This is a genomic window from Paenarthrobacter sp. NPDC089307 (genome assembly GCF_040685055.1).
Classification (GTDB): Bacteria; Actinomycetota; Actinomycetes; order Actinomycetales; family Micrococcaceae; genus Arthrobacter.
In genome coordinates this window covers 503,386-524,259 of sequence record NZ_JBFBHE010000001.1, presented here as the reverse complement: position 1 = coordinate 524,259, position 20,874 = coordinate 503,386, and the positions used below count along the sequence as shown (strand labels likewise).

Sequence of the window (20,874 nt, the reverse complement as noted above, 5' to 3'; positions counted from 1 at the left end):
ATTAATGCCGTCGTGTTTTAGAGCGTGTGACTCCCACCGAACGGTGGAGCAGCCGAACTAACGCGACTTTGCCGCTTTCAGTGCCAGCAGGGCCTTCTCGTCTGCCGGAGCGCTTCCGCTGGCACGCTGCTCACGGAAGTGCTGGCGTGCCTCGTCCTGGCGCTGTGCTTCGGCGCCGGTGGCGATCCGCGCCCGGAGATGTTCAGGACCGTAGCCGAAGGCGTCAACCAGGTCCACGGCATGCGGGCGGATCTTGACCAGGAGGCGGTTGATGTAGGTACCCACGGTCCGGCCACGCTGCATGGACAGTCGGCCGTTCATGAGGTACCAGGAGAGATGCTTCTCGATGAGGGACAGGCCGAAGAGGTCGCGCAGCCACGTGAGAACCCGCTTGGTTCCTTCATCCGGGGTTTGGGCGAGGGCCTCGGTGAAAGCCTCCCACTGCAGGAGTTCGGCGTGGGCCTGCGCCGCTTCAATGAGTTCGTGCTGGTGCTGGTTGAAGAGCGCGGCAGCCTGGTGCTGGGGGAGCTTGTTGGCTCCCTTCAAGGCAGCGCCGACCTCGGCAACCATGGACTGGACGCGGTCCGCAAGCAACGTCCGCTGCCCTTCCTCGTCGCGCAAGGCCAAGGCAGCTTTTTGAACGGATCCGTTGTCGGCCACGAACTGGGCCACCTGCCGCAAGCCGGTCCTGTGCAGTGCCACGCCCGCGGCCTGGTCCACGACGTAGCGGGCCAGTACGCCAAAGTCGGCGCTCCGGAATTCCTTGGCGTAGTCGGCCAGGAGACGTTTGGCTACCAGCTGCAGCAGTACCGTGTTGTCGCCTTCGAACGTCACGTAGACGTCGAGGTCCGCCCGCAGGGCGGCGAAGCGGTTCTCGATCAGGAAGCCGGCGCCGCCACATGCTTCACGGCATTCCTGCAAGGTGTCCAGCGCATGCCAGGTGCTGAGCGGCTTGAGTGCTGCGGCGAGGGTTTCCAGGTCTTGGCGGTCGGCGTCGGTGTCGTGCGCGCCGGAGAACACGTCATCGAACTTCTGCAGCAGCTGCTCGTGCGCGAAACTGGCCGCGTAGGTGGTGGCCAACCGGGTGAAGAGGCGGCGCTGGTGCCGCTGGTAGTCGAGCAGGACTTCTTCATCCGTGGTGGAGGATGCATTGAACTGGCGGCGCTCAGTGGCGTACTGGATGGCCGTCTTGAGCGCTACCTTGCTTGCGGCCACAGCGGCGCCGTCCAGGGATACGCGTCCTTGGACCAGGGTTCCCAGCATGGTGAAGAAGCGGCGGCCCGGGCTGGCAATGGGCGAGGTGTACGTGCCGTCCACGGCGACATCGCCGTAGCGGTTCAGGAGGTTGGTACGCGGGATCCGGACGTCGGTGAAGTGGAGGCGGCCGTTGTCGATGCCGTTCAATCCGCCCTTGATGCCGTCGTCTTCGCCGCCGATGCCCGGCAGGAACTCCTTGGTGGCCGGATCGCGGAGTTCCACGTAGAAGGCGTGGACGCCATGGTTGACGTTTTGGGTGATCAGTTGGGCGAACACCACCGCTGCGAGGCCGTCATTGGCAGCGTTGCCGATGTAGTCCTTCCAGGCTGCGCGGAAGGGGGTGTTAATGACGAATTCCTGGGTGTCGGCGTCGTAGGTTGCCGTGGTGGCGATGCTGGCGACATCGGAACCGTGGCCGGTTTCGGTCATGGCGAAGCAGCCGGGGATTTCCAGGCTCATGATGCCGGGAAGCCAAGCGTCGTGGTGCCCGGCAGTCCCCAGGTGCATGACGGCGGAGCCGAAGAGACCCCACTGCACACCGGCTTTGATCTGCAGCGACGGATCGGCAGTGACCAGTTCTTCGAACCCGGCGATGTTTCCGCCGTGGTCGTCCGAACCACCGAGCCGTTTCGGGAAGGCGCGGTGGACGGCATTGTTCTCAACCAGGAACTTCAATTGATCGAACACGCGGGCGCGGTGTTCGGTGTGGTGCATACCCTCGATCTTTTGCACCACCGGGTTGCCCGCCACCTCGCGTGCTTGGTGCCGGATGTGCGCCCATTTGCCCAAGAGTTGCTCGCCAAGGGCAGCGACGTCGACTACGGGTTCGGCGGCAGTGGCGTCGTCGCGGCCTGCCGGCTTGGTGGCCGTTGAGGCCCTGTCCACTACTTCAGTCATGTTGTTTCCTTCTTTGGTTCCGACAACTGATGAGTCATTTGCTGGTGTCATGTGGTGGTCTTGAGTTGCGGGGCGATGCCGAGGCACAGCCAGTCGGTAATCTGTCCTGCCATGGCCGCCTGGTCAGGCTTGCCGGCGTCGGCGGTGCTTCCCAGCCACATCTCACCTGCGTTCCTTACCAGTCCGATGGCTGCCGTCGGCCAATACCCGATCACCGCTTCCTTGTCCGCGCCGAGGTGCTCACGCATGGGCGTGGCGATCATCTCCGTGATCTGCTCAAAGAAATTGCCCAAAGCGCCCGATGCCGCAATGGCGTCCTGTGCCGAGGCTTCGCCGGGCGTAAGGCGCGTGATGAAGGCGTAGACATTGGGGCTGGACTCGGCCATCTGCAGGTAAGCGGACACCATGGCATACAGGCCTTCGCGGGGCGTCTGGGCCAATTGTGCAGCTTCCTTCATCCTGCGCTGCATTTGCCCCAGGACAACTTCGCCCATGGCTTGCTGCAGGCCTGCTTTGTCGCCGAAGTAGCGGTAGAACACCGACTTTGAGGTGCCGGCGGCTCCCGCAATGTCCTCCATCGAGGCATCGCTTCCCAGCCTGTGGACCGCTTTGCGTGCCGCTTTGATGAGTTCCCGACGCCGTTCCTCCCGGTGCGATTGCCATCGCGAGGCCCTGCCGTCCACGGCTGAGGCGGCCTCGCCTGGGAGGACTTCGGCGGCAGTGGGGGATTCCTGGTGCGGGATGTTCACGATACCCAGCGTATCAGGTACGCTGGGTATCAGTAACTGGCGTTGATCGAAGGAGACAAGCATGGCTGCAGCAGACGTGACGACCGGCGCGAACCCGGAGCGCACAACCACACCCCAAGCACCACGCCGCGCCTACATTGTGGGCGGCAACCGCATCCCCTTCGCCCGAACCGGCGGAGCCTACGTGAAGTCCTCCAACCAGGACATGCTCACGGCGGCCCTGGACGGGCTGATCGCCAGGTTCGGACTGCAGGACGAGCGCATCGGCGAGGTGGCAGCCGGGGCAGTCCTCAAGCATTCACGGGACTTCAACCTCACCCGGGAGGCCGTGCTGGGCTCTGCACTGTCACCGGAAACCCCCGCCTACGATCTCCAACAAGCCTGCGCCACAGGCTTGGAGACCGTGCTGGGTTTGTCGAACAAAATCAAGCTGGGCCAGATTGAGTCCGCCATCGCCGGCGGCGTGGATTCGGCATCAGACGCCCCGATCGCCGTCAGCGAGGGCCTCAGGGAAATCCTGCTCGACCTCAACCGCGCCAAGACTCCCGTGCAGAAGTTGAAGATCATCGGCCGCATACGCCCCAAGGACCTGGCGCCCGACGCACCGAACACCGGCGAGCCCCGCACGGGCCTGTCGATGGGTGAGCACCAGGCGCTCACCACGGCCCAGTGGAACATCAGCCGCGAAGCGCAGGACGAGCTTGCCTTCAACAGCCACCGCAACCTTGCCGCAGCTTACGAGCGGGGCTTCTTCGACGACCTCATCACCCCGTACCGTGGGCTCAGCCGCGACTCCAACCTTCGCCCGGACACCACCTTGGAAAAGCTCTCCACGCTGAAGCCGGTGTTTGGCAAGAACCTCGGATCCGAGGCCACGATGACCGCGGGCAACTCCACGCCCCTGACCGATGGTGCATCAACCGTCCTGCTGGCCACAGAAGATTGGGCCGACGACCACAAGCTGCCCAAGCTCGCCACCGTGCTGGACGGCGAAGCGGCGGCCGTCGATTTCGTCCACGGCAAGGACGGGCTCCTCATGGCTCCCGTGTTCGCTGTTCCCCGCCTGTTGGCCCGCCACGGCCTGACATTTGAAGATATTGACTTCTTCGAGATCCATGAGGCCTTCGCCGGAACGGTCCTAAGCACCCTGGCTGCCTGGGAGGACGAGGAATTCGGCCGGAACCGCCTGGGATTTGACGGTGCCCTGGGCAAAGTCGATCGCGCCAAGCTCAACGTCAATGGCTCCTCGCTGGCCGCGGGACATCCGTTCGCTGCCACCGGCGGACGAATCGTCGCCACACTTGCCAAGATGCTGCATGAAAAGGGGACGGTTAACGGGCGTCCGGCACGAGGCCTGATCTCGGTCTGTGCAGCCGGAGGCCAGGGTGTCGTAGCGATTCTGGAAGCAGCTTAGGGGGAACTCAATGACAGACAAGTACACACAGATCGTGAGCCAAGGAATTGGCAGGAACGTCGCCAGGAAGCTGGGACTCCCACAGCCCGTGGAGCTTCGCCGGTACCAGCCCGGGGCACCGCTGATGACCGGTCCCGTCCTGGTCAGTGGTGACAGCGCCGGCAGTGACGACATTGCCACTACCCTCCTTGGCTGGGGGCTGGACGTTCGAAGGAATGCGCTCCCCAAGGAAAAACTGGGAGCCATTGTCCTTGTCCTGGATGCCGTCCAGCACCCCGAGGACCTCGGCAAGACTGTTCTCACGGCTGCGGCGTCCCTGCGGGACCTGGCACCAAATGCCCGGGTGGTCACCATTTCCCGGACTCCGCAGTCCGCCCAGTCACCGGCATCTGCGGCGGCCCGCCAGGGCATTGACGGACTCCTGCGCTCATTGGCCAAGGAGCTGCGGGCCGGTGCGACAGCCAATGGGATACTCCTCGACGACGACCTCGCGACAACCAGCCCGTCCGCGCTCGGCGCCTTGCGGTTCTTCTTGTCGGGCCGCTCCGCGTACGTCGATGGACAATTCCTCACCGTTTCATCGGCGTCGGGCGTGCTTCCCACGGACTCTGACAAACCGCTTGCCGGCAAGGTCGCCGTTGTTACCGGAGCTGCGCGGGGGATCGGGGCTGCAATTGCACGCACCATGCACCGGGACGGCGCAACAGTGGTCGTGGTGGATATCCCGGCCGCCGGGGACCACCTGGCAGCTGTTGCCAATGAAGTCATGGGCACGGCGCTCCAGCTCGACATCAGCCGTGACGACGCAGGGCACCGGATCATCGAACATGCAGTGGATCGCCACGGCCGGCTCGATATCGTAGTGCACAACGCGGGCATTACCCGCGACAGGCTCCTGGCCAACATGGACGAAGGTAGGTGGCAGTCCGTAATTGCCGTCAACATCGCCGCGCAACTGAGAATCAACGAGGCCTTGTTGGCCTCGGAACACTTCAGGAATTCACCCCGGATCGTCTCGGTGGCCTCCACCAGCGGGATCGCGGGCAACAGGGGCCAAACCAATTACGGGGCCTCCAAGGGCGGCGTGATCGGCATGGTCAGGTCCACGGCGGCGCTGCTGGAGCCGTACGGGGGTACCATCAACGCGGTTGCCCCAGGCTTCATTGAAACCGAGATGACGGCGAAGATGCCCTTCGCCATCCGCGAGGCTGCCCGGAGGCTGAACTCGCTGAAGCAGGGAGGCCAGCCACAGGACGTGGCTGAAGCAATCGCCTTCCTCGCCAGTGATGCCGCCGGCGGCATCTCCGGAGGGGTTCTCCGCGTCTGCGGGCAACAGCTGGTGGGAGCATGAACACTCCACAGCCGGTGGTTCTTGGGGAGCTTCCATCGCTGTCGCGGCTCTACGTCAATGCAGCAACGACGGCGGCGCGCCGCCGCGTCCTGGGGGCACAGGCCGGCGGAACGAGGTTGCCCGCAGTCAGCCACGAAGTACGGGACGTGAAGGCCGACGTCGATAACCTGACTGCGTTCCAGCACCTGGTGGGGGAGACGGCCAGCGATGTCCTCCCGGCCGGATACGTCCATGCGCTGGCTTTCCCGGTGTCCATGAGCGTGATGAACCGCGATGACTTCCCCTTGCCACTCCTTGGCATGATCCATCTCAGGAATCACGTGGAGCAGCGCACGCCCATCCACTTCAGCGAGGCGTTGGACATCACGTCCTGGGCAGAGAACATGACCGGCCACCGTGCGGGTACCCAGCTGGACATCGTGGCCGAAGTCCGCTCCAACTCCAGCGGCGACCTTCTCTGGCGTGGAGTGTCCACCTACCTTGCCAAGGGTGTTTTCCTCCCTGGCATCGATAAGGCGGGCAATTCCAATGGAGCTTCCAGCCCAGTGGATTTTTCGGCGCCGGATCCCACCGCTTTGTGGCAGCTCGGCCTGGACATCGGGCGGTCTTATGCAGCTGTCTCGGGTGACTTCAATCCGATCCATCTCAGCGTGCTCTCTGCCAAGGCACTGGGGATGCGGGGATCAATCGCCCATGGCATGTATCTGGCGTCCAGGGCCCTGGCAGACGTAGGTTCCGTGAAATCGGATGCCTTTACCTGGGATGTTAGTTTCGAGGCGCCCGTCTTTCTTCCGGCACGGGTAGCCCTGGACATCGCGACGGTCCAGTCCGCTTCAGGAGCATGGGAGAGATCGGAGTACGTCGCTTGGAATCCACGCGGCGGCCGGCGCCATTTCCAGGGGGCCGTTGCAGCATTATCGTAAGGCAGAACCGCCATGCGGCGCCCGCCTCCGGAAGGGCGCCGCATGGCGGGCACCTGCAAACAAACAAGGCCTGGAATCCAGTGGATTCCAGGCCTTGGTCTTGTGCGCGGAGGGGGACTTGAACCCCCACCCCCTTTCGAGGACTAGCACCTCAAGCTAGCGCGTCTGCCATTCCGCCACCCGCGCAGGTGGTGTTCAGCAGGACCATTCAGCACCTTGCGGCGCTTCATATTCCTCCGAAGCAGCGAGAAAAACTCTAACACGGTTTCAGGTGCCTGAAAAATCGACGACGACGGGCAGTCACCGGAGGACCCATGGGACCGGTCCTGCGTCCGGTTCCTGACTCCGGGCCCTGCTGGTGAGTAGGCTGAAGGGACACGGGACGGCTTGCGAATGAAGCAGTGCACGTCGCCGGAACCTGCAGCCCAGCCACGCAAGGAGAGTTTCCATGTCTGCCATCCGCCCCGAAGACGAAGTCGTCAGGATCTGCCAGGAGCTCATCCGGATTGATTCTTCCAACTTTGGCGATGACTCCGGCCCCGGCGAACGTGCAGCTGCCGAATACACGGCCGGACTGATCACTGAAGTGGGCCTGGAAGCAGAGATCTTCGAATCAGCCCCGGGCCGGGCCAACGTGGTGACCCGATTGGCTGGCGAAGATCCGGGCGCTGACGCCCTGGTGGTGCACGGCCACTTGGACGTCGTTCCCGCACTTAAGGACCAGTGGAGCGTGGACCCCTTCAGCGGCGAACTGAAGGATGGCTTGGTGTGGGGCCGTGGGGCCGTGGACATGAAGGACATGGACGCGATGATCCTCTCCGTCATGCGCGACTTCGCCAGGACGGGCCGCAAGCCCAAGCGGGACATCATTTTCGCCTTCTTTGCCGACGAAGAAGCCGGTGGCACCTACGGGGCGAGGTATGCCGTGGAACACCGCCGCGAACTGTTCGACGGCGCCACCGAAGCCATTTCCGAAGTGGGTGGATTCTCCGCCACGATCGGCGGCCAGCGGACCTATCTGCTCCAGACTGCCGAGAAGGGCCTGTCCTGGCTGCGGCTGGTAGCCCACGGCCGGGCCGGTCACGGCTCGCAAATCAATACCGACAACGCTGTCACCAGGCTGGCGGGTGCGGTGACCCGCATCGGCGAATACCAGTGGCCCGTTGAGCTGACGCCCACCACGCGGCAGTTCCTGGACGGCGTGACTGAACTGACCGGCGTCGAATTCGACGCAGACAACCCGGACATCCTGCTCAAGGAGCTGGGCACGGTGGCCCGCTTTGTGGGTGCAACCTTGCAGAACACGTCCAACCCCACGCTGCTGCGTTCGGGCTACAAGCACAACGTCATCCCTGAGTCCGCGGAAGCCTTCGTCGATTGCCGCACTTTGCCGGGCCAGCAGGAAATGGTGTTCGAGACCATCAAGGCGCTTGCCGGAGAAGGCATCGACATCAGCTACGTCAACAAGGACGTGTCGCTGGAGGTGCCCTTCGCCGGAAACCTGGTGGATGCCATGATCGATGCCCTGCACTCCGAGGATCCCGGCGCCAAAGTCCTTCCCTATACGCTCTCAGGCGGCACCGACAACAAGTCCCTGAGCAAGATCGGCATCACGGGATACGGCTTTGCCCCCCTCATGCTGCCGGACGATCTTGACTTCACCGGCATGTTCCATGGTGTTGATGAACGGGTACCTGCCGAATCATTGCAGTTCGGCGCCCGTGTCCTGAACACGCTGCTGACCAATTACTGAAGCGGCAACCGCTCCAAGGAGGCCCTGCCATGACTCCCGAAGAAATCCTGCCCGAGGCCCTGCTGGAACGCTTGCGCGGCCGTGCCGCCGGCTACGACCAGAACAACCAGTTCTTTCACGAGGATTTGGATGAACTCGCCGCTGCCGGGTACCTCAAGCTGTTCGTGCCTGAGCACGACGGCGGGTTGGGACTCGGTCTCGAAGCGGTAGCTGCGCTGCAGCAACGGCTCGCCACGGCTGCCCCGGCCACAGCGCTGGCGGTGAACATGCACCTGGTATGGACCGGCGTCGCGCGCGTCATGGCGGCCAGGGGCGACGATTCCCTGGACTTCGTCCTCAAGGAAGCAGGCAAGGGCGAGATTTTCGCTTTCGGCATTTCCGAAGCCGGCAATGATTCCATGTTGTTCGATTCGGGCACGGTCGCCGAACCGTTGCCCGACGGTGGCTACCGCTTCACGGGCCGGAAGATCTTCACCAGCCTCTCGCGCGGCTGGACCCGGCTCGGGACTTTCGGCAAGGACCCGGACGCCAGGGACGGCGAGGGCGAGCTGGTCTTCGGCTTCCTCCGCCGTGACGAACCCGGACATGAAACCCTGAGCGACTGGGACACCCTGGGGATGCGCGCCAGTGCCTCGAACACCACCTTGCTGCATGGAGCCGTCATCCCGGCGGAGCGCATCTTCCGGAGGCTTCCTGTAGGCCCCAACAAGGATCTGCTGATTTTCTCGATCTTCGCCTGCTTCGAGACGTTGCTGGCCGCTGTCTATACCGGTGTTGCCGAGAGGGCCTTCACCCTCGCGGTGGAGAATGTGAAGCGCCGCGCTTCGGCGAAGTACGGGGGCCGCAGCTACGCGCAGGACCCGGACATCCGGTGGAAGGTGGCTGATGCCGCTTTGGCGATGGATGGGATCCGGCCGCAGATATCTTCCGTTGCACGCGACGTGGACAACCTGGTGGACCACGGTGCCCAGTGGTTCCCCAAACTTGTGGGAATCAAATCCAGGGCCACCGAAAACGCCCGCTACGTAGTGGATTTGGCCATCCGGGTCACCGGGGGCTCCAGCTACTTCCGCGGATCGGAGATGGAGCGACTGTACCGTGACGTCCTGGCGGGAATTTTCCATCCGTCCAACGACGAATCAGCCCACAACACTGTTGCCAGTGCCTGGCTGGGACCCCTTGAGGGGTAGCCCAGGGGGCTTCAGGACCTAGACGGTACGCTGCACGGAGTAGACCTTGCGGCGCAACCAGAACCGACGTCCGCCGCCAAGGTAGAGCACGCTGCGTTCGAGTTCCCACTTGCCGTACTCCGAGTGTTCGGCGAGGCGCCGCCTGGCATCGGGCAGTGAATCGTCAGGTCCCACCGTCAGTACGAGGTATTCGTACTGACGAGCGTAGTCTCGTTGGCGCTCCACGGAGCTGCCCGGAAATTGTTCTCTCATCCCTCTCCATTTTCGTCTTTTTCCGGCTAACGTGAAGTCATGAGCATCGATCCGCGTGTCGCGCTTCAGTCATTGACCGCCGCCCTGGAAGAACATCTGGCCGCCGCATCGGCACGACGTGGTGAGGGTGATCCTACCGTCGAAGCCGCGTTCTTCGCCGTCGCTGACGCCTTCGAAGTTTACGAAGACGCCCTCTACGAGTCCTTTTCCGAGGTCACGCCCCTCCAGGTGTTCGACGACGAGGAAGAAGACGACGACGACGAAGCGCTGGAAAGCGTAGAGGACTAATCCGCCCTTGAACCGGCCGCCACCAGGCGGCCGGTTTTTTGTGCCCTTTTTGGACCGATTTTGTCGCGGCCCAGGTGCGTATTCCCGGGCTTTTTCCTGTCTGTCAAGCGCCTCCGAACACGTAGTGCCACCACCGCCAGCTAGGTACTCGCACGTAGGAGGCATGGGTAAGGCTGCGCAAACTTGAGTACCGACTACTGGTGCGCCCACCTGCGGCCAAAGCTTCACTGATATGTAGGCATTGGAAGGTCTGCGAAGAAGGCTGACAAGGTGAAAGTTCCCGTCCTCCGTTTGGGCAAGGCAGCGGCACCCAAGGGTGCAGGCCATGCCGCCATGGGACCCACCTTCCCAACGGACCAACTCATTGCCCACGTCAATCCGCCGGCGTCTCCCTGGATTGACAAGTCCGTTGCTGCACAACGGACTGAAAAGGCGGGACTGGCGGCGCCCAGGCCGGATGTCACCCTGGACCTCGTGCCGCCAGTCACCCACCGCCGCTCCCGCGTCAAGCCCCCGCACAGCAACCGCCTGGGCTGGACACACTTTTTGACCAACTGCCTGCGGGTCTCCGATACCATCCTGGTTTCGGCCGCAGTGTCAGCCGGCTACGCACTCAATACCGGGGTACCGCCTTTCATCGATGCAGGACCCGGCTCCACCCGTCAACTGACGCTGTTGCTGATCCTGGGAATGATGTGGCTCGCCGCACTGGAGGTGTACCGCACCAGGGATCCGAAAGTGCTCGGCGTTGGTCCGGAGGAATACAAACGGGTCCTCTCGGCCAGCATTCGTGTCTTCGGATTCCTGGCGATCGTCGCAGTCGTTTTCCGTGTTGAGTCAGTGAGCACCTACGTCCTGTTTTCCCTGCCCGTGGGCATCGTAGCCCTCACAGGGAGCCGATGGGGCTTCCGCAAGTGGCTGACCCGTGAAAAGTCGCGCGGGCGCTGCCTCACCCGCGCCATCGTGGTGGGAGAACCGCAGGATGTCCGGTATGTGATCAAGCAGATCAACCGCAAGTCCGGCGCCCCCTACGACATCCTGGGCGCATGCCTCCCGGGCGCCAGGCGAGGCGCGGTGCTGGTGGTGGACCAGGTCCGCGTTCCCGTTCTGTCCTCCATCTACGGGATACCACACACCGTCCGGCAGACGGGGGCGAACGCAGTAATCGTGGCCGGACCCGTACCCGGCGGCAACCAGTTCATCCAGGAACTCGGGTGGCGGCTGGAAGAAGATGCCGCAGAACTGGTCCTGGCTGCCACCCTCACCAATGTGGCCGGCCCGCGGATCCATTGGCGCCCCGTGGAAGGCCTGCCGCTGATGCACGTGGACATTCCGCACTACTCCGGAGGCAAGCACACCCTCAAGCGATTGATGGACATCGCCGTTTCCTTCCTGGCACTGATTGTCCTTTCACCCGTCTTGTTGCTCCTGGCACTGATTGTCAGCGCAGACAGTCCCGGTCCGGTCCTCTTCCGCCAGGAACGCATCGGCAAACAGGGCAGCACATTCCAGATGCTGAAATTCCGCTCCATGGTTGTTGACGCCGAAAACCGGCTGGAAGAGCTCGGCAACCAGGACGAAGGAGCAGGCGTCCTTTTCAAGATCCGCGGCGATCCGCGCGTCACCACATGTGGCCGCTGGATGCGCAAGTACTCCCTGGACGAACTGCCACAGTTCTGGAACGTCCTGGTGGGAAACATGAGTTTGGTGGGTCCACGCCCGCCTCTGGCGCGGGAGGTGCACGGCTACGAACGCCATACGCACCGCCGGCTCCTGATCAAGCCCGGCATCACCGGGCTCTGGCAGATCAATGGACGGTCCGACCTTCCGTGGGATGAAGCGGTCCGGCTCGATCTCTACTACGTGGAGAACTGGTCCATCGCGGGGGACGTGATGATCATGTGGCGCACCTTCAGGGCCATGATCCGGCCATCGGGAGCCTACTAGTCACGGCATTTTCTGCCAGGCAACAAGAACCATGCCACCAACACAGAATCCGAGTGGGAAATGAGCATACGAACCGTTCCAGCAGGACACCTCAACGGCAACGGCCTGCGGCCCAAGCTGCGCATCGCGGTGGTAGGGGCAGGCTATTGGGGACCAAACCTCGCCCGCAACCTCAAGGCCAGTCCGGACTGGGACCTCGTGGCCATCTGCGACCTCGATGTCGAGCGCGGAATGAAACTCGCCGACAGCGTCGGCGGGGTGGCCGTCGTCGAGTCCTTGGACGAACTGCTGGACACCTGCAATCTGGACGCCGTGGCCGTCGCGACTCCGGCTCATACCCATCACGGCGTGGTGATGACGGCGCTGCGTGCCGGCAAACACGTGCTGGTGGAGAAGCCGCTGGCCGACAGCCGGGCCAAGGGACTGGAGATGGTGGACGAAGCCAATGCCAGGGGACTGGTGCTCATGGCCGACCACACCTATTGCTTCACCCCTGCGGTACTCAAGATCCAGGAACTGGTGTCCAGCGGCGCGCTCGGGGACATCCTTTATGTCGACTCCGTCCGCATCAACCTCGGGCTCGTCCAACCGGATGTCAACGTGTTTTGGGACCTGGCGCCCCATGACCTCTCCATCCTCGACTTTGTCCTGCCAGGCGGACTGCATCCAACCGAGATTTCGGCCCACGGGGCGGACCCGCTGGGTACCGGCCGCGACTGCGTGGGGCATTTGACGTTCGGCCTGCCCAACGACGCAATGGTCCACATCCACGTGAACTGGCTCAGCCCCACCAAGATCCGGCAAATGATCATCGGAGGCTCAAAGAGGACCCTCGTCTGGGACGACCTGAATCCGCAGCAACGGCTCAGCGTCTACGACCGCGGAGTCAGCCTGGAACACCAACCCCGATCGGCCGCCGACAAGAAAGCTTCAGCCATCTCGTACCGGCTTGGCGACACCTGGTCTCCGGCCCTGCAGGAAAGCGAACCCCTTGGACAAGTAGTGGCCGAACTTGCAAGCTCCATCCGCAACCACACCAGGCCCCGCACCAGCGGGGAGTCCGGGCTGAGGGTGCTTTCGGTCCTGGAGGCCGTGACACAAAGCCTCGGCACGGACGGCCGCTCCACCATCGTGGCCGGCAACGACACCAATCTCCAGGTTGCGCGGTGAAAGAGCTCCTTGGCGCAAACGTGCTGGTGACCGGAGGCGCCGGAACCATAGGCTCCACCCTGGTGGACCAACTGCTCGACGCCGGTGTGGCCCACGTGGACGTGCTGGACAACCTCGTGCGGGGCAGGCGCGCCAATCTGAACCAGGCCCTCGCCAGCGAACGCGTCCGGCTCGTCGAAGGCGACCTGCGGGACCGGGACCTTGTCCACGACCTCACCGTCGGCAAAGACCTGGTATTCCACCAGGCCGCCATCCGCATCACCCAGTGCGCGGAAGAACCCCGGCTGGCCCTGGAAGTACTGGTGGACGGCACCTTCAACGTGTACGAAGCCGCCGTGGAGCACAAAGTGGGCAAGCTCATCTCAGCCTCCAGTGCCTCTGTCTACGGCATGGCCGAGCACTTTCCCACCAAGGAAAACCACCACCACCACAACAACGACACGTTCTACGGCGCTGCAAAATCCTTCAACGAAGGGATGGCACGGAGTTTCCGCGCCATGTCAGGCCTGGACTACGTCCTGTTGCGCTACTTCAACGTCTACGGACCCCGCATGGACGTGCACGGGCTCTACACCGAAGTCTTGGTGCGCTGGATGGAAAGGATCGACGACGGCCAGCCGCCCATGATTTTCGGCGACGGCCGGCAAACCATGGACTTCGTCCACACACAGGACGTGGCCAGGGCCAACGTCCTGGCAGCCGTCAGCGATGTGCGGGAGGGCGTCTACAACGTGGCCAGCGGTACCGAAACGAGCCTGGCCAAGCTGGCACAGACCCTGCTGACGGTCATGGGGTCTTCCCTGCACCTCGAACACGGCCCGGAACGTGCCGTCAACGGCGTGGCCCGGCGGCTGGCGGACATCACGGCAGCACGCGAAGACCTCGGCTTCGAAGCAGCCATTGGACTGGAAGATGGTCTCCGCTCACTGGTCGCCTGGTGGCGGCCCCTCCGTGCGGAAATAGCAGCATCGCGCATGGTTGCCCGCCCCGGTGTTCCGGCAGCAGGTGCACGATGACCATCTCCGAGGCGCGGACGGGCCGCATCGATGTCATGAAACCCTGGCTGGGCGAAGAAGAAGCCCAGGCTGTGGCCGAAGTGATCGCCTCCGGCTGGGTGGCCCAAGGGCCCAAGGTCCGGCAGTTCGAGGAAGCATTCGCCGCGGAACAATCGGCCGGGTATGCCGTGGCCACGTCCAGTTGCACCTCGGCCTTGCACCTGGCGCTCGCCGTAGCGGGCATCGAAGACGGCGACGACGTGGTGGTCCCGTCTTTTTCCTTCATTGCCACCGCCAACGCCGCTACGTACATGGGCGCCCGCCCCGTCTTTGCCGACGTCGACCTCCAGACCGGGTGCCTGACGGCAGAGACCGTTGAAGAGGCACTGACGCCGCGCACGAAGGCAGTCATCGCCGTGGACCAGGGCGGAGTGCCCGTTGACCTGGACCCCATCAGGGCCCTCTGCGAACCCCGAGGCATCATCGTGGTGGAGGACGCTGCCTGCGCCATCGGCTCACGCTACCGTGGCCGTCCGGCAGGTGCCGGTGCGGAGCTGGCCGCCTGGTCCTTCCATCCCCGCAAGATCCTCACCACAGGGGAGGGCGGAATGCTCTCCACCCCACGGCAGGACTTTGCGGACAGGGCTCGGCGCCTCCGGGAGCATGCAATGAGCGTTTCCGCCGCGGACAGACACGCCAGCATCCTTGCCCCGGCGGAAGAGTACCTCGAAGTCGGGTTCAACTACCGCATGACCGACCTTCAGGCCGCCGTCGGCCTCGTCCAACTCGGGCGCCTCCGCGAAGCCGTCCAACGGCGTCGTGAACTGGCCGCCAACTACGCCAATGCCTTCGCCGGCGTCGAAGGGCTCCGGCTGGTCAGCGACCCCGACTACGGCACCGGGAACTTCCAGTCGTGCTGGCTGGAAACCGGGGCCGCGTTCCCCCTGGGACGGGACGGTCTGATGACCCACCTGGCGCACGATGGCATCTCGGCACGGCGGGGCATCATGGCAGCCCATCGCCAGCCCGCCTACGCCGGGAAGGACACCGGGAGCGCCTCCCTCGAGGCCACCAACTGGTTGACGGACCACACGCTGATCCTGCCCTTGTTCCACCAACTCACCCTGCACGACCAAGTCCGCGTCATCGACTCGGTCCTTCGGGCAGCGGAGGAATCACCATGAGTGAACTTCTCCTCATCGCTGCCAGTGGCCTTGCGCGGGAGGTGCTGGCCATGGTCCGCAGCAGCGGGCCGTTCGATGTCATCGGAATCCTCGATGACGACGAGGAGAAACTCGGCCGCGTAGTGGACGGTGCGCACGTGCTTGGTCCTGTCCGCGACGCCCTGAAATTCCCCCACGCCCTGCTCCTGGTGTGCATCGGCAGCGGAAGCGGCAGGGAGGGCGTTGTCATGCGGCTCCGCAGCCTCGGACTGGACGACGCCCGCTATGCCACAGCCATCGATCCCTCCGTCAACGTTCCGGAAGGGTGCATGATCGGCCGGGGGAGTATCATCCTGGCCCACGTCAGCATGACCACGTCAGTGACCATCGGCAACCACGTCGTCGCCATGCCCGGAGTCACTTTCACCCACGACGACGTCATCGGCGACTTCGCAACGTTCGCCTCAGGAGTGTCTCTGGGCGGGAACGTCCGCATCGGCCGGGCGGCGTACATCGGGATGAACGCCAGCGTCCGCGAGCGCCGGTCCATCGGGGCGAAAGCGACCATTGGCATGGGAGCGGCCGTCCTGAACGATGTTCCGGACGACGAGACGTGGGCCGGTGTGCCGGCACGGGTGATCAGGCGGGGCAACACGCCCGCGCTGGAGGGGGCCCAGTGACGCTTCGCAGCTCGGTTGCCCCACGACGGCGGCCAACCCCCACCAGGGCGTTCATGATCAGCGTCGCCAATGCCTTCATTACCAAGCTGGGGACCATCGGCATCGGAATCGCCTTGGCGCGCCTGCTCGGGCCCGAGGAGTTCGGAACCTATGCGGTGGCATTCATCGCCTTGGTGGCCGTGCTGAGCTTCAACGAGTTGGGCGTCAGCCTCGCAATTGTGCGGTGGCCAGGGGACCCGAAGGACATAGCAGCAACCGTCACCACCATTTCCGTTGTCTGCAGTGTCCTGCTGTTTGGCCTCTCTTACGCAGTTGCGCCCATCTTCACAGCAGCGATGGGAAACGAAGCAGCAACAGATGTGGTGAGGGCTTTGGCCTTCTGCATCGTGCTCAACGGCCTGGTGGCTACTCCGGCTGCCCTGCTGCAGCGGAACTTCCGCCAGGGCCAACGGATGGTCATCGACCAGGTCAATGTTTGGCTCGGCGCAGGCGTGTCCTTGATCCTGGTGATCGGCGGGATGGGGGCCATGAGCCTGGCCGTGGGCAGGGTGCTTGCAAGCCTTGTGGCGGCCGTCCTGTTCCTTGTGTACTCACCCCTGCCGTACAGGTTCGGGTACTCGCGTCACGCAGCCAAGCAGCTGCTGGTTTTCGGTTTACCCTTGGCCGGGGCGAGCGCTGTGGTCTTTGCCGTGGGCTACATCGACCAACTCATCGCTGGACGGATGTTCGGCCCGGTGATCCTTGGCTTCTACGTTATGGCGTTCAATATGGCGGGGTGGCCTTCCAGCTTGCTCTCCCAGCCCCTCCGCAGCGTGGCACCGGCGATGTTTGCCCGGCTCCAGGATCGTCCCGATGACATGCGAGAGGCATTGCTGGCCATGATCGGAGCAGTCTCCACAGTGGTACTGCCAGTCTCCGCTGTCATGGTGGGGTGTGCCATGCCACTGGTGGCTGTTGTGTACGGGGAAGCGTGGGCGCCGGCCGGGTCGGCGCTGATGTGGCTGGCGCCCCTCACAGTGTTCCGCATCTTCCATGAGCTTCTTTACGACTACCTCGTTGTCCTTGGCTCTTCTTTGTCCATCCTGAACGTGCAGGTCATCGCGCTGTTGGCGCTGGTTCCTGCGCTGATAGCAGGCGGTGCGCTCGCAGGGATGCCCGGACTTGCTGCGGCGCCGGTGCTAGTTGCCCTGCTGGTGACGTCGCCGTTGTATCTCCGGGCGCTGATGGTGGCGAAGGTCCCGCTCACCGGTGTGGCGAAGCGTCTTGGCGTTCCTGCTGCCTTGGCCGTGCTGACAGCAGTTGCTTGCTTCGCCGTCAGCCAGTCGGTTGGTTCCCCGTTGGTAGCCGTCCTTGCCTCTACGGGGGTGGGCGTCCTTTCGATGGCGATAACGATGACCCTGCGTCGGCACGATCTGCGGGACGTGAGGGTCTGGGGCCGCGGACGGGAAGTGGCTGCGTCATGAGGATCCTCGTCTACCCGCACGACCTCCGGATGGGCGGCAGCCAACTGAACGCCATCGAACTGGGCGCGGCAGTAAAGCAGCTGGGCCATGAAGTGGTCCTGTTTGGCCAGCCAGGGCCGCTCGTCGGGAAGGCAGAGGAACTGGGTATGGAGTTCATTGCGGCTCCTGCGCCACGGAAGCGTCCTTCGCCGTCCGTTGTCCGCGCCTTGGTCCAGACGATCCGCGAGCGCCGGCTGGACATCGTCCATGGTTACGAGTGGCCCCCGGCGTTGGAGTGCCTGGCGGCGGCGAGGCTGGCCAGTGGCACCACCGCTACGGCAACTGTGATGTCCATGGCTGTGGCTCCCTTCATTCCCGCGTCGATGCCGTTGATGGTGGGAACGGAGCAAATCCGGCATGCCGAGTCGGCGTCGGGCCGCTCGGACGTGTACTTGATAGAACCGCCCGTGGACGTTCCCGCGAACAGCGCGGCAGCGGATGTGGACATGGAGGGCTTCCGGGCCCGTTGGGGACTCCACCGGGACCATTTCACGGTCGCCTGCGTATCACGGCTGGCGAAGGAGCTCAAACTGGAGGGCATCCTGTCAGCGATGGACGCCGTCGGCCAACTCGCCAAGGAGTACCCGGTGCGGTTGGTGGTCACCGGGGCCGGTCCGGCGGAAGCCACGGTTGCGGCCCACGCTAAAGGGGTCAACGAAGCGACCGGGGAAGGCACTGTCATACTCACCGGAGAACTTGCCGACCCCAGGCCGGCCTACGCCGTGGCAGACGCCGTCCTGGGCATGGGCGGTTCCGCCCTCCGCGGTCTTTCGTTCGGAAAGCCTCTGATTGTCCAAGGCGAGAGGGGCTTTTGGGAACTTCTCACGCCTGATTCCCTGCACGTCTTTCTGTGGCAGGGGTGGTACGGATCGGGACCCGGTTCAGCAGGATCAGGCACCGCTGGCCTGGTGACCTTTCTGACGAGGCTCCTCAAGGACGCCGCACTGCGTGACGCGCTGGGTCATTTCGGGCGATCTGTCGTGGAAGACAGGTTTTCCCTCACGGCCGCGGCGCAGCGGCAAACCGACTTGTACCAGCACTTCATGTCCAACAGCCCCGGGTTGGGGTCCCGTCTTCGGGCCGAAGCCTCCACCGTCTGGCAGTACTCGTCGTACGTAGTTCACCGGCGCTACCAGCGGCTGCGCGGCCAGCAACCCGCGGAGGACTTCAATGCCCGCCCTGTGGCGGTCCAGGCAGCGGCGCCTGGGCACTACGTTCCAGAGGGGGCGTAATGGATCCGATCATGTATATTTCCGGCGGACGCTGGGATGGCCTGCCCGGAACTGATCGCCTATTGGCGGAATCATTGGCAGTCACCGGTCCTGTGGTGTGGGTCGACCAGCCTGCGCCTTTTCTCCGCTTCGGGGATGTTCGCAGCCATATGGTGAGAAGCCTTCGGGGGGTTCCGGAGGTCCTGACGCCACATCTGGCCCGCCTGCGGGTTCCGGCGCCGCCGCTGTTCAGCAGCCGTGTTGGCCGTCCGCTCACAGAAGCCATTGCACGGCACTGCATGGAACAGGCGGTGCGTGCGTCGGGCCGACCCCCGGCGGCAGTGGTGAATGCATCGCCCGTGCTTGGCTTCCCTGCCGTGGGCGCCGGTGTGCGGTTGCTCCACCTGACCGACGACTGGTTGGCCGCGGCTGACTTGATCGGATTTCCTTCGGACTATCTTCGGAACTCTCTCCAGCGCAATATCGACGCCGCCGATGTGATCACCGCCGTGTCGTCCGGGCTGGCGTCGAAGATGTCAAGGTTCTCCGGTAGAGCTGTGGAAACTTTGCCCAACGGGTGCAGGCCGCCGTCCAGCCCGGCCCCGGCCGAGTTGCGGATGCCCGTCGCGGCGCTGGTGGGGCAACTCAATGAGCGATTGGACATGGATGTCCTGGATTCGCTGGCCGACGCCGGAGTGGACATCCTGGTGATCGGACCACGCACCGACTCGAACCCTGTCACCGGGCAACGGCTGGAGGCCTTTTTGGGCCGGGAAAATGTGGATTGGCGCGGCCCGACAACTCCGGCAAACCTCGCCCAGCTGCTTCGTCTGGCATCCGTAGGCATCACCCCCTACGCCGACACCGAGTTCAACAGGTCCAGTTTCCCGCTCAAGACGCTCGAGTACCTGTCGGCAGGGCTACCCGTCGTAGCAACTGACTTGCCCTCCTTGCGGTCGCTTGAGTGCAGCGGGCTGGCCATTGCCGGTAGCGCCATGGAATTTGTGGACCTGGTCCAGGCAGCTTTGCAGTCACCGCCGGACTCGCGGCAACGGGCAGAGATGCGGCGGATCGCGGAGGCCAACTCCTGGGAGGTGCGGGCGGCCAGTCTCAGGGATCTGTGCAAACAACCGACCGAAGGACGGGATGCTCACCAGCTCCGTTCAAGGAGGACGACATGAACGACCGGAATCCGGGGAGGCGCCCTCCTTCGGTGGACCACGTGCTCCTCACCCGCTTCAACCTTCCTTCACGTGGCTTCGAGAGCCTGGTGCGGGCGAAAGAGGGCTGGCTGAGGGAACGGATAGTCCTGTTCGAGCGGTACTGCCTGCCCTCCGTCAAAGCGCAGACCAACCAGGACTTCCGCTGGATTATCTACTTCGACCCGGAAAGCCCGGCATGGTTGCTGGACCGCATGGAGGAGCTGAACAGGGACAAAACGTTCGTGGCGCTGTTAAGGACCGAGGTCAGCACCTCCGAACTTCTCCAGGACATCAGGAGTGTGTCCGGCGGGAAGCGTCCCACGCTCCTGACCACCAATGTGGACAACGACGACGGACTTGCTGTCGATTTCGTCGAAAGGGTCCAACGAGCTGCCGGAGTGCCGGGAAGCTCAGCCATCTACCTGGCTTCCGGCCTGGTGAAGGGGAGCGGGGCCGTTTACCTCAGGTACGACCCCCACAACGCCTTTTGCTCCGTCACCTCGCCCTGGTCCGCCCCTGTTACGTGTTGGGCAGCGTGGCACAACCGGCTTGGGCAGTCCATGGATGTCAGGACGCTCCTTGGTTCTCCCGCGTGGTTGCAGGTGGTCCACGCACATAACGTGAGCAACAGAATCCGTGGCCGGCAGGTTGCCCCAGGGCCCTACACGGAACTTTTCCCTGGCCTTTTGGACGACGTCCCCACCCCAAGCAGCAGAACCATCCTCGCAGACCGGCTCTACGGCTCGCCCATCAGGACACTGCGGGAGGTTGCCCGCACCGCTGCAAAGGCCGCCACGGTGGCAGTTTTGGGGCATCAAGGCATTGACCGCATCAAGACGCTAGCCGCCAGCAGGAAACGGGCCGTTCCCAGGACCTGAACCCAGGTACAGGGCCCAAGCCGAAGTCACTCAACGAAAGGCAAGAGCAGGA

At 63.9% G+C, this 20,874-nt stretch carries 17 protein-coding genes, 1 tRNA gene and 1 pseudogene; 15 read left to right on the top strand and 4 right to left on the bottom strand.

Going from position 1 to position 20,874, the window contains the following annotated elements; genetic code table 11:
• Window positions 1-57 precede the first annotated feature (57 nt).
• Together AB0N72_RS02375 and AB0N72_RS02370 are read right to left on the bottom strand one after the other, a co-directional pair.
• On the bottom strand, window positions 58-2,154 hold the full coding sequence (locus tag AB0N72_RS02375) for an acyl-CoA dehydrogenase (RefSeq protein WP_363932000.1): 2,097 nt from the start codon (window positions 2,152-2,154) through the stop codon (window positions 58-60).
• A gap of 50 nt (window positions 2,155-2,204) precedes the next feature.
• Window positions 2,205-2,966 (bottom strand): annotated as a pseudogene (locus AB0N72_RS02370) (TetR/AcrR family transcriptional regulator); the annotation flags it as partial.
• On the opposite strand from AB0N72_RS02370, the gene AB0N72_RS02365 reads away from it, so the two are divergent.
• The 3 genes from AB0N72_RS02365 to AB0N72_RS02355 are packed head-to-tail and all read left to right on the top strand — an operon-like array spanning window position 2,965 to window position 6,591.
• Window positions 2,965-4,317, top strand: a complete 1,353-nt coding sequence (locus AB0N72_RS02365; RefSeq protein ID WP_363932002.1) for an acetyl-CoA C-acetyltransferase — start codon at window positions 2,965-2,967, stop codon at window positions 4,315-4,317. The pseudogene AB0N72_RS02370 and the gene AB0N72_RS02365 overlap by 2 nt on opposite strands.
• Before the next feature lie 10 nt (window positions 4,318-4,327).
• Window positions 4,328-5,668, top strand: coding sequence for a 3-oxoacyl-ACP reductase (locus AB0N72_RS02360; RefSeq protein ID WP_363932004.1), 1,341 nt, complete (start codon window positions 4,328-4,330; stop codon window positions 5,666-5,668).
• Window positions 5,665-6,591 carry a MaoC/PaaZ C-terminal domain-containing protein gene (locus AB0N72_RS02355; protein WP_363932005.1) on the top strand — a complete coding sequence of 309 codons (927 nt, stop codon included), beginning with the start codon at window positions 5,665-5,667 and terminating at the stop codon, window positions 6,589-6,591. The genes AB0N72_RS02360 and AB0N72_RS02355 overlap by 4 nt, the downstream gene beginning before the upstream one ends.
• A 103-nt stretch (window positions 6,592-6,694) precedes the next feature.
• Here AB0N72_RS02355 and AB0N72_RS02350 read toward each other — a convergent pair.
• Window positions 6,695-6,777, bottom strand: a tRNA-Leu gene (locus tag AB0N72_RS02350).
• Window positions 6,778-7,039: 262 nt separating this feature from the next.
• Between AB0N72_RS02350 and AB0N72_RS02345 the strand changes: the two genes are divergently transcribed.
• Window positions 7,040-8,344 (top strand): M20/M25/M40 family metallo-hydrolase, encoded by a 1,305-nt coding sequence (locus AB0N72_RS02345; RefSeq protein ID WP_363932006.1) that lies wholly within the window; start codon window positions 7,040-7,042, stop codon window positions 8,342-8,344.
• A gap of 29 nt (window positions 8,345-8,373) precedes the next feature.
• Window positions 8,374-9,534, top strand: a complete 1,161-nt coding sequence (locus AB0N72_RS02340) for an acyl-CoA dehydrogenase family protein (protein ID WP_363932007.1) — start codon at window positions 8,374-8,376, stop codon at window positions 9,532-9,534.
• Between the two features lie 18 nt (window positions 9,535-9,552).
• Here the strand turns inward: AB0N72_RS02340 and AB0N72_RS02335 are convergent, their stop codons facing one another.
• Entirely contained in the window at window positions 9,553-9,786 is a 234-nt protein-coding gene (locus tag AB0N72_RS02335; protein WP_011774832.1) for a DUF5703 family protein, read from the bottom strand.
• 39 nt (window positions 9,787-9,825) lie between these two features.
• Between AB0N72_RS02335 and AB0N72_RS02330 the strand changes: the two genes are divergently transcribed.
• From AB0N72_RS02330 to AB0N72_RS02285, 10 genes are all read left to right on the top strand, one after another.
• A complete protein-coding gene (locus tag AB0N72_RS02330; RefSeq protein WP_363932008.1) occupies window positions 9,826-10,074 on the top strand; it encodes a hypothetical protein in 249 nt (82 codons plus the stop codon).
• Between the two features lie 270 nt (window positions 10,075-10,344).
• On the top strand, window positions 10,345-12,021 hold the full coding sequence (locus AB0N72_RS02325) for a sugar transferase (protein WP_363932009.1): 1,677 nt from the start codon (window positions 10,345-10,347) through the stop codon (window positions 12,019-12,021).
• 60 nt (window positions 12,022-12,081) lie between these two features.
• Window positions 12,082-13,191, top strand: a complete 1,110-nt coding sequence (locus AB0N72_RS02320; RefSeq protein ID WP_363932010.1) for a Gfo/Idh/MocA family oxidoreductase — start codon at window positions 12,082-12,084, stop codon at window positions 13,189-13,191.
• Window positions 13,188-14,207 carry an NAD-dependent epimerase/dehydratase family protein gene (locus AB0N72_RS02315; protein ID WP_363932011.1) on the top strand — a complete coding sequence of 340 codons (1,020 nt, stop codon included), beginning with the start codon at window positions 13,188-13,190 and terminating at the stop codon, window positions 14,205-14,207. The genes AB0N72_RS02320 and AB0N72_RS02315 overlap by 4 nt, the downstream gene beginning before the upstream one ends.
• Window positions 14,204-15,370 carry a DegT/DnrJ/EryC1/StrS family aminotransferase gene (locus tag AB0N72_RS02310; RefSeq protein ID WP_363932012.1) on the top strand — a complete coding sequence of 389 codons (1,167 nt, stop codon included), beginning with the start codon at window positions 14,204-14,206 and terminating at the stop codon, window positions 15,368-15,370. Before AB0N72_RS02315 ends, AB0N72_RS02310 begins: the two co-directional genes overlap by 4 nt.
• Entirely contained in the window at window positions 15,367-16,029 is a 663-nt protein-coding gene (locus AB0N72_RS02305) for an acetyltransferase (RefSeq protein ID WP_363932013.1), read from the top strand. The genes AB0N72_RS02310 and AB0N72_RS02305 overlap by 4 nt, the downstream gene beginning before the upstream one ends.
• The gene (locus AB0N72_RS02300; protein ID WP_363932014.1) at window positions 16,026-17,492 is read left to right on the top strand and encodes an oligosaccharide flippase family protein; all 1,467 of its coding nucleotides are present in this window, start codon (window positions 16,026-16,028) and stop codon (window positions 17,490-17,492) included. Before AB0N72_RS02305 ends, AB0N72_RS02300 begins: the two co-directional genes overlap by 4 nt.
• On the top strand, window positions 17,489-18,763 hold the full coding sequence (locus AB0N72_RS02295; protein ID WP_363932015.1) for a glycosyltransferase family 4 protein: 1,275 nt from the start codon (window positions 17,489-17,491) through the stop codon (window positions 18,761-18,763). Before AB0N72_RS02300 ends, AB0N72_RS02295 begins: the two co-directional genes overlap by 4 nt.
• Window positions 18,763-19,923, top strand: coding sequence for a glycosyltransferase (locus tag AB0N72_RS02290; RefSeq protein WP_363932016.1), 1,161 nt, complete (start codon window positions 18,763-18,765; stop codon window positions 19,921-19,923). Before AB0N72_RS02295 ends, AB0N72_RS02290 begins: the two co-directional genes overlap by 1 nt.
• Complete coding sequence (locus AB0N72_RS02285; protein WP_363932017.1) at window positions 19,920-20,822, top strand: glycosyltransferase; 903 nt, start codon at window positions 19,920-19,922, stop codon at window positions 20,820-20,822. Before AB0N72_RS02290 ends, AB0N72_RS02285 begins: the two co-directional genes overlap by 4 nt.
• Window positions 20,823-20,874: the final 52 nt, after the last annotated feature.

Excerpts from the sequence above, each read along its gene's own strand:
- AB0N72_RS02375 (WP_363932000.1), bottom strand. The coding sequence starts at position 2,154 with ATGACTGAAGTAGTGGACAGGGCCTCAACGGCCACCAAGCCGGCAGGC.
- AB0N72_RS02365 (WP_363932002.1), top strand. The coding sequence starts at position 2,965 with ATGGCTGCAGCAGACGTGACGACCGGCGCGAACCCGGAGCGCACAACC.
- AB0N72_RS02360 (WP_363932004.1), top strand. The coding sequence starts at position 4,328 with ATGACAGACAAGTACACACAGATCGTGAGCCAAGGAATTGGCAGGAAC.
- AB0N72_RS02355 (WP_363932005.1), top strand. The coding sequence starts at position 5,665 with ATGAACACTCCACAGCCGGTGGTTCTTGGGGAGCTTCCATCGCTGTCG.
- AB0N72_RS02345 (WP_363932006.1), top strand. The coding sequence starts at position 7,040 with ATGTCTGCCATCCGCCCCGAAGACGAAGTCGTCAGGATCTGCCAGGAG.
- AB0N72_RS02340 (WP_363932007.1), top strand. The coding sequence starts at position 8,374 with ATGACTCCCGAAGAAATCCTGCCCGAGGCCCTGCTGGAACGCTTGCGC.
- AB0N72_RS02335 (WP_011774832.1), bottom strand. The coding sequence starts at position 9,786 with ATGAGAGAACAATTTCCGGGCAGCTCCGTGGAGCGCCAACGAGACTAC.
- AB0N72_RS02330 (WP_363932008.1), top strand. The coding sequence starts at position 9,826 with ATGAGCATCGATCCGCGTGTCGCGCTTCAGTCATTGACCGCCGCCCTG.
- AB0N72_RS02320 (WP_363932010.1), top strand. The coding sequence starts at position 12,082 with ATGAGCATACGAACCGTTCCAGCAGGACACCTCAACGGCAACGGCCTG.
- AB0N72_RS02310 (WP_363932012.1), top strand. The coding sequence starts at position 14,204 with ATGACCATCTCCGAGGCGCGGACGGGCCGCATCGATGTCATGAAACCC.
- AB0N72_RS02305 (WP_363932013.1), top strand. The coding sequence starts at position 15,367 with ATGAGTGAACTTCTCCTCATCGCTGCCAGTGGCCTTGCGCGGGAGGTG.
- AB0N72_RS02295 (WP_363932015.1), top strand. The coding sequence starts at position 17,489 with ATGAGGATCCTCGTCTACCCGCACGACCTCCGGATGGGCGGCAGCCAA.
- AB0N72_RS02290 (WP_363932016.1), top strand. The coding sequence starts at position 18,763 with ATGGATCCGATCATGTATATTTCCGGCGGACGCTGGGATGGCCTGCCC.
- AB0N72_RS02285 (WP_363932017.1), top strand. The coding sequence starts at position 19,920 with ATGAACGACCGGAATCCGGGGAGGCGCCCTCCTTCGGTGGACCACGTG.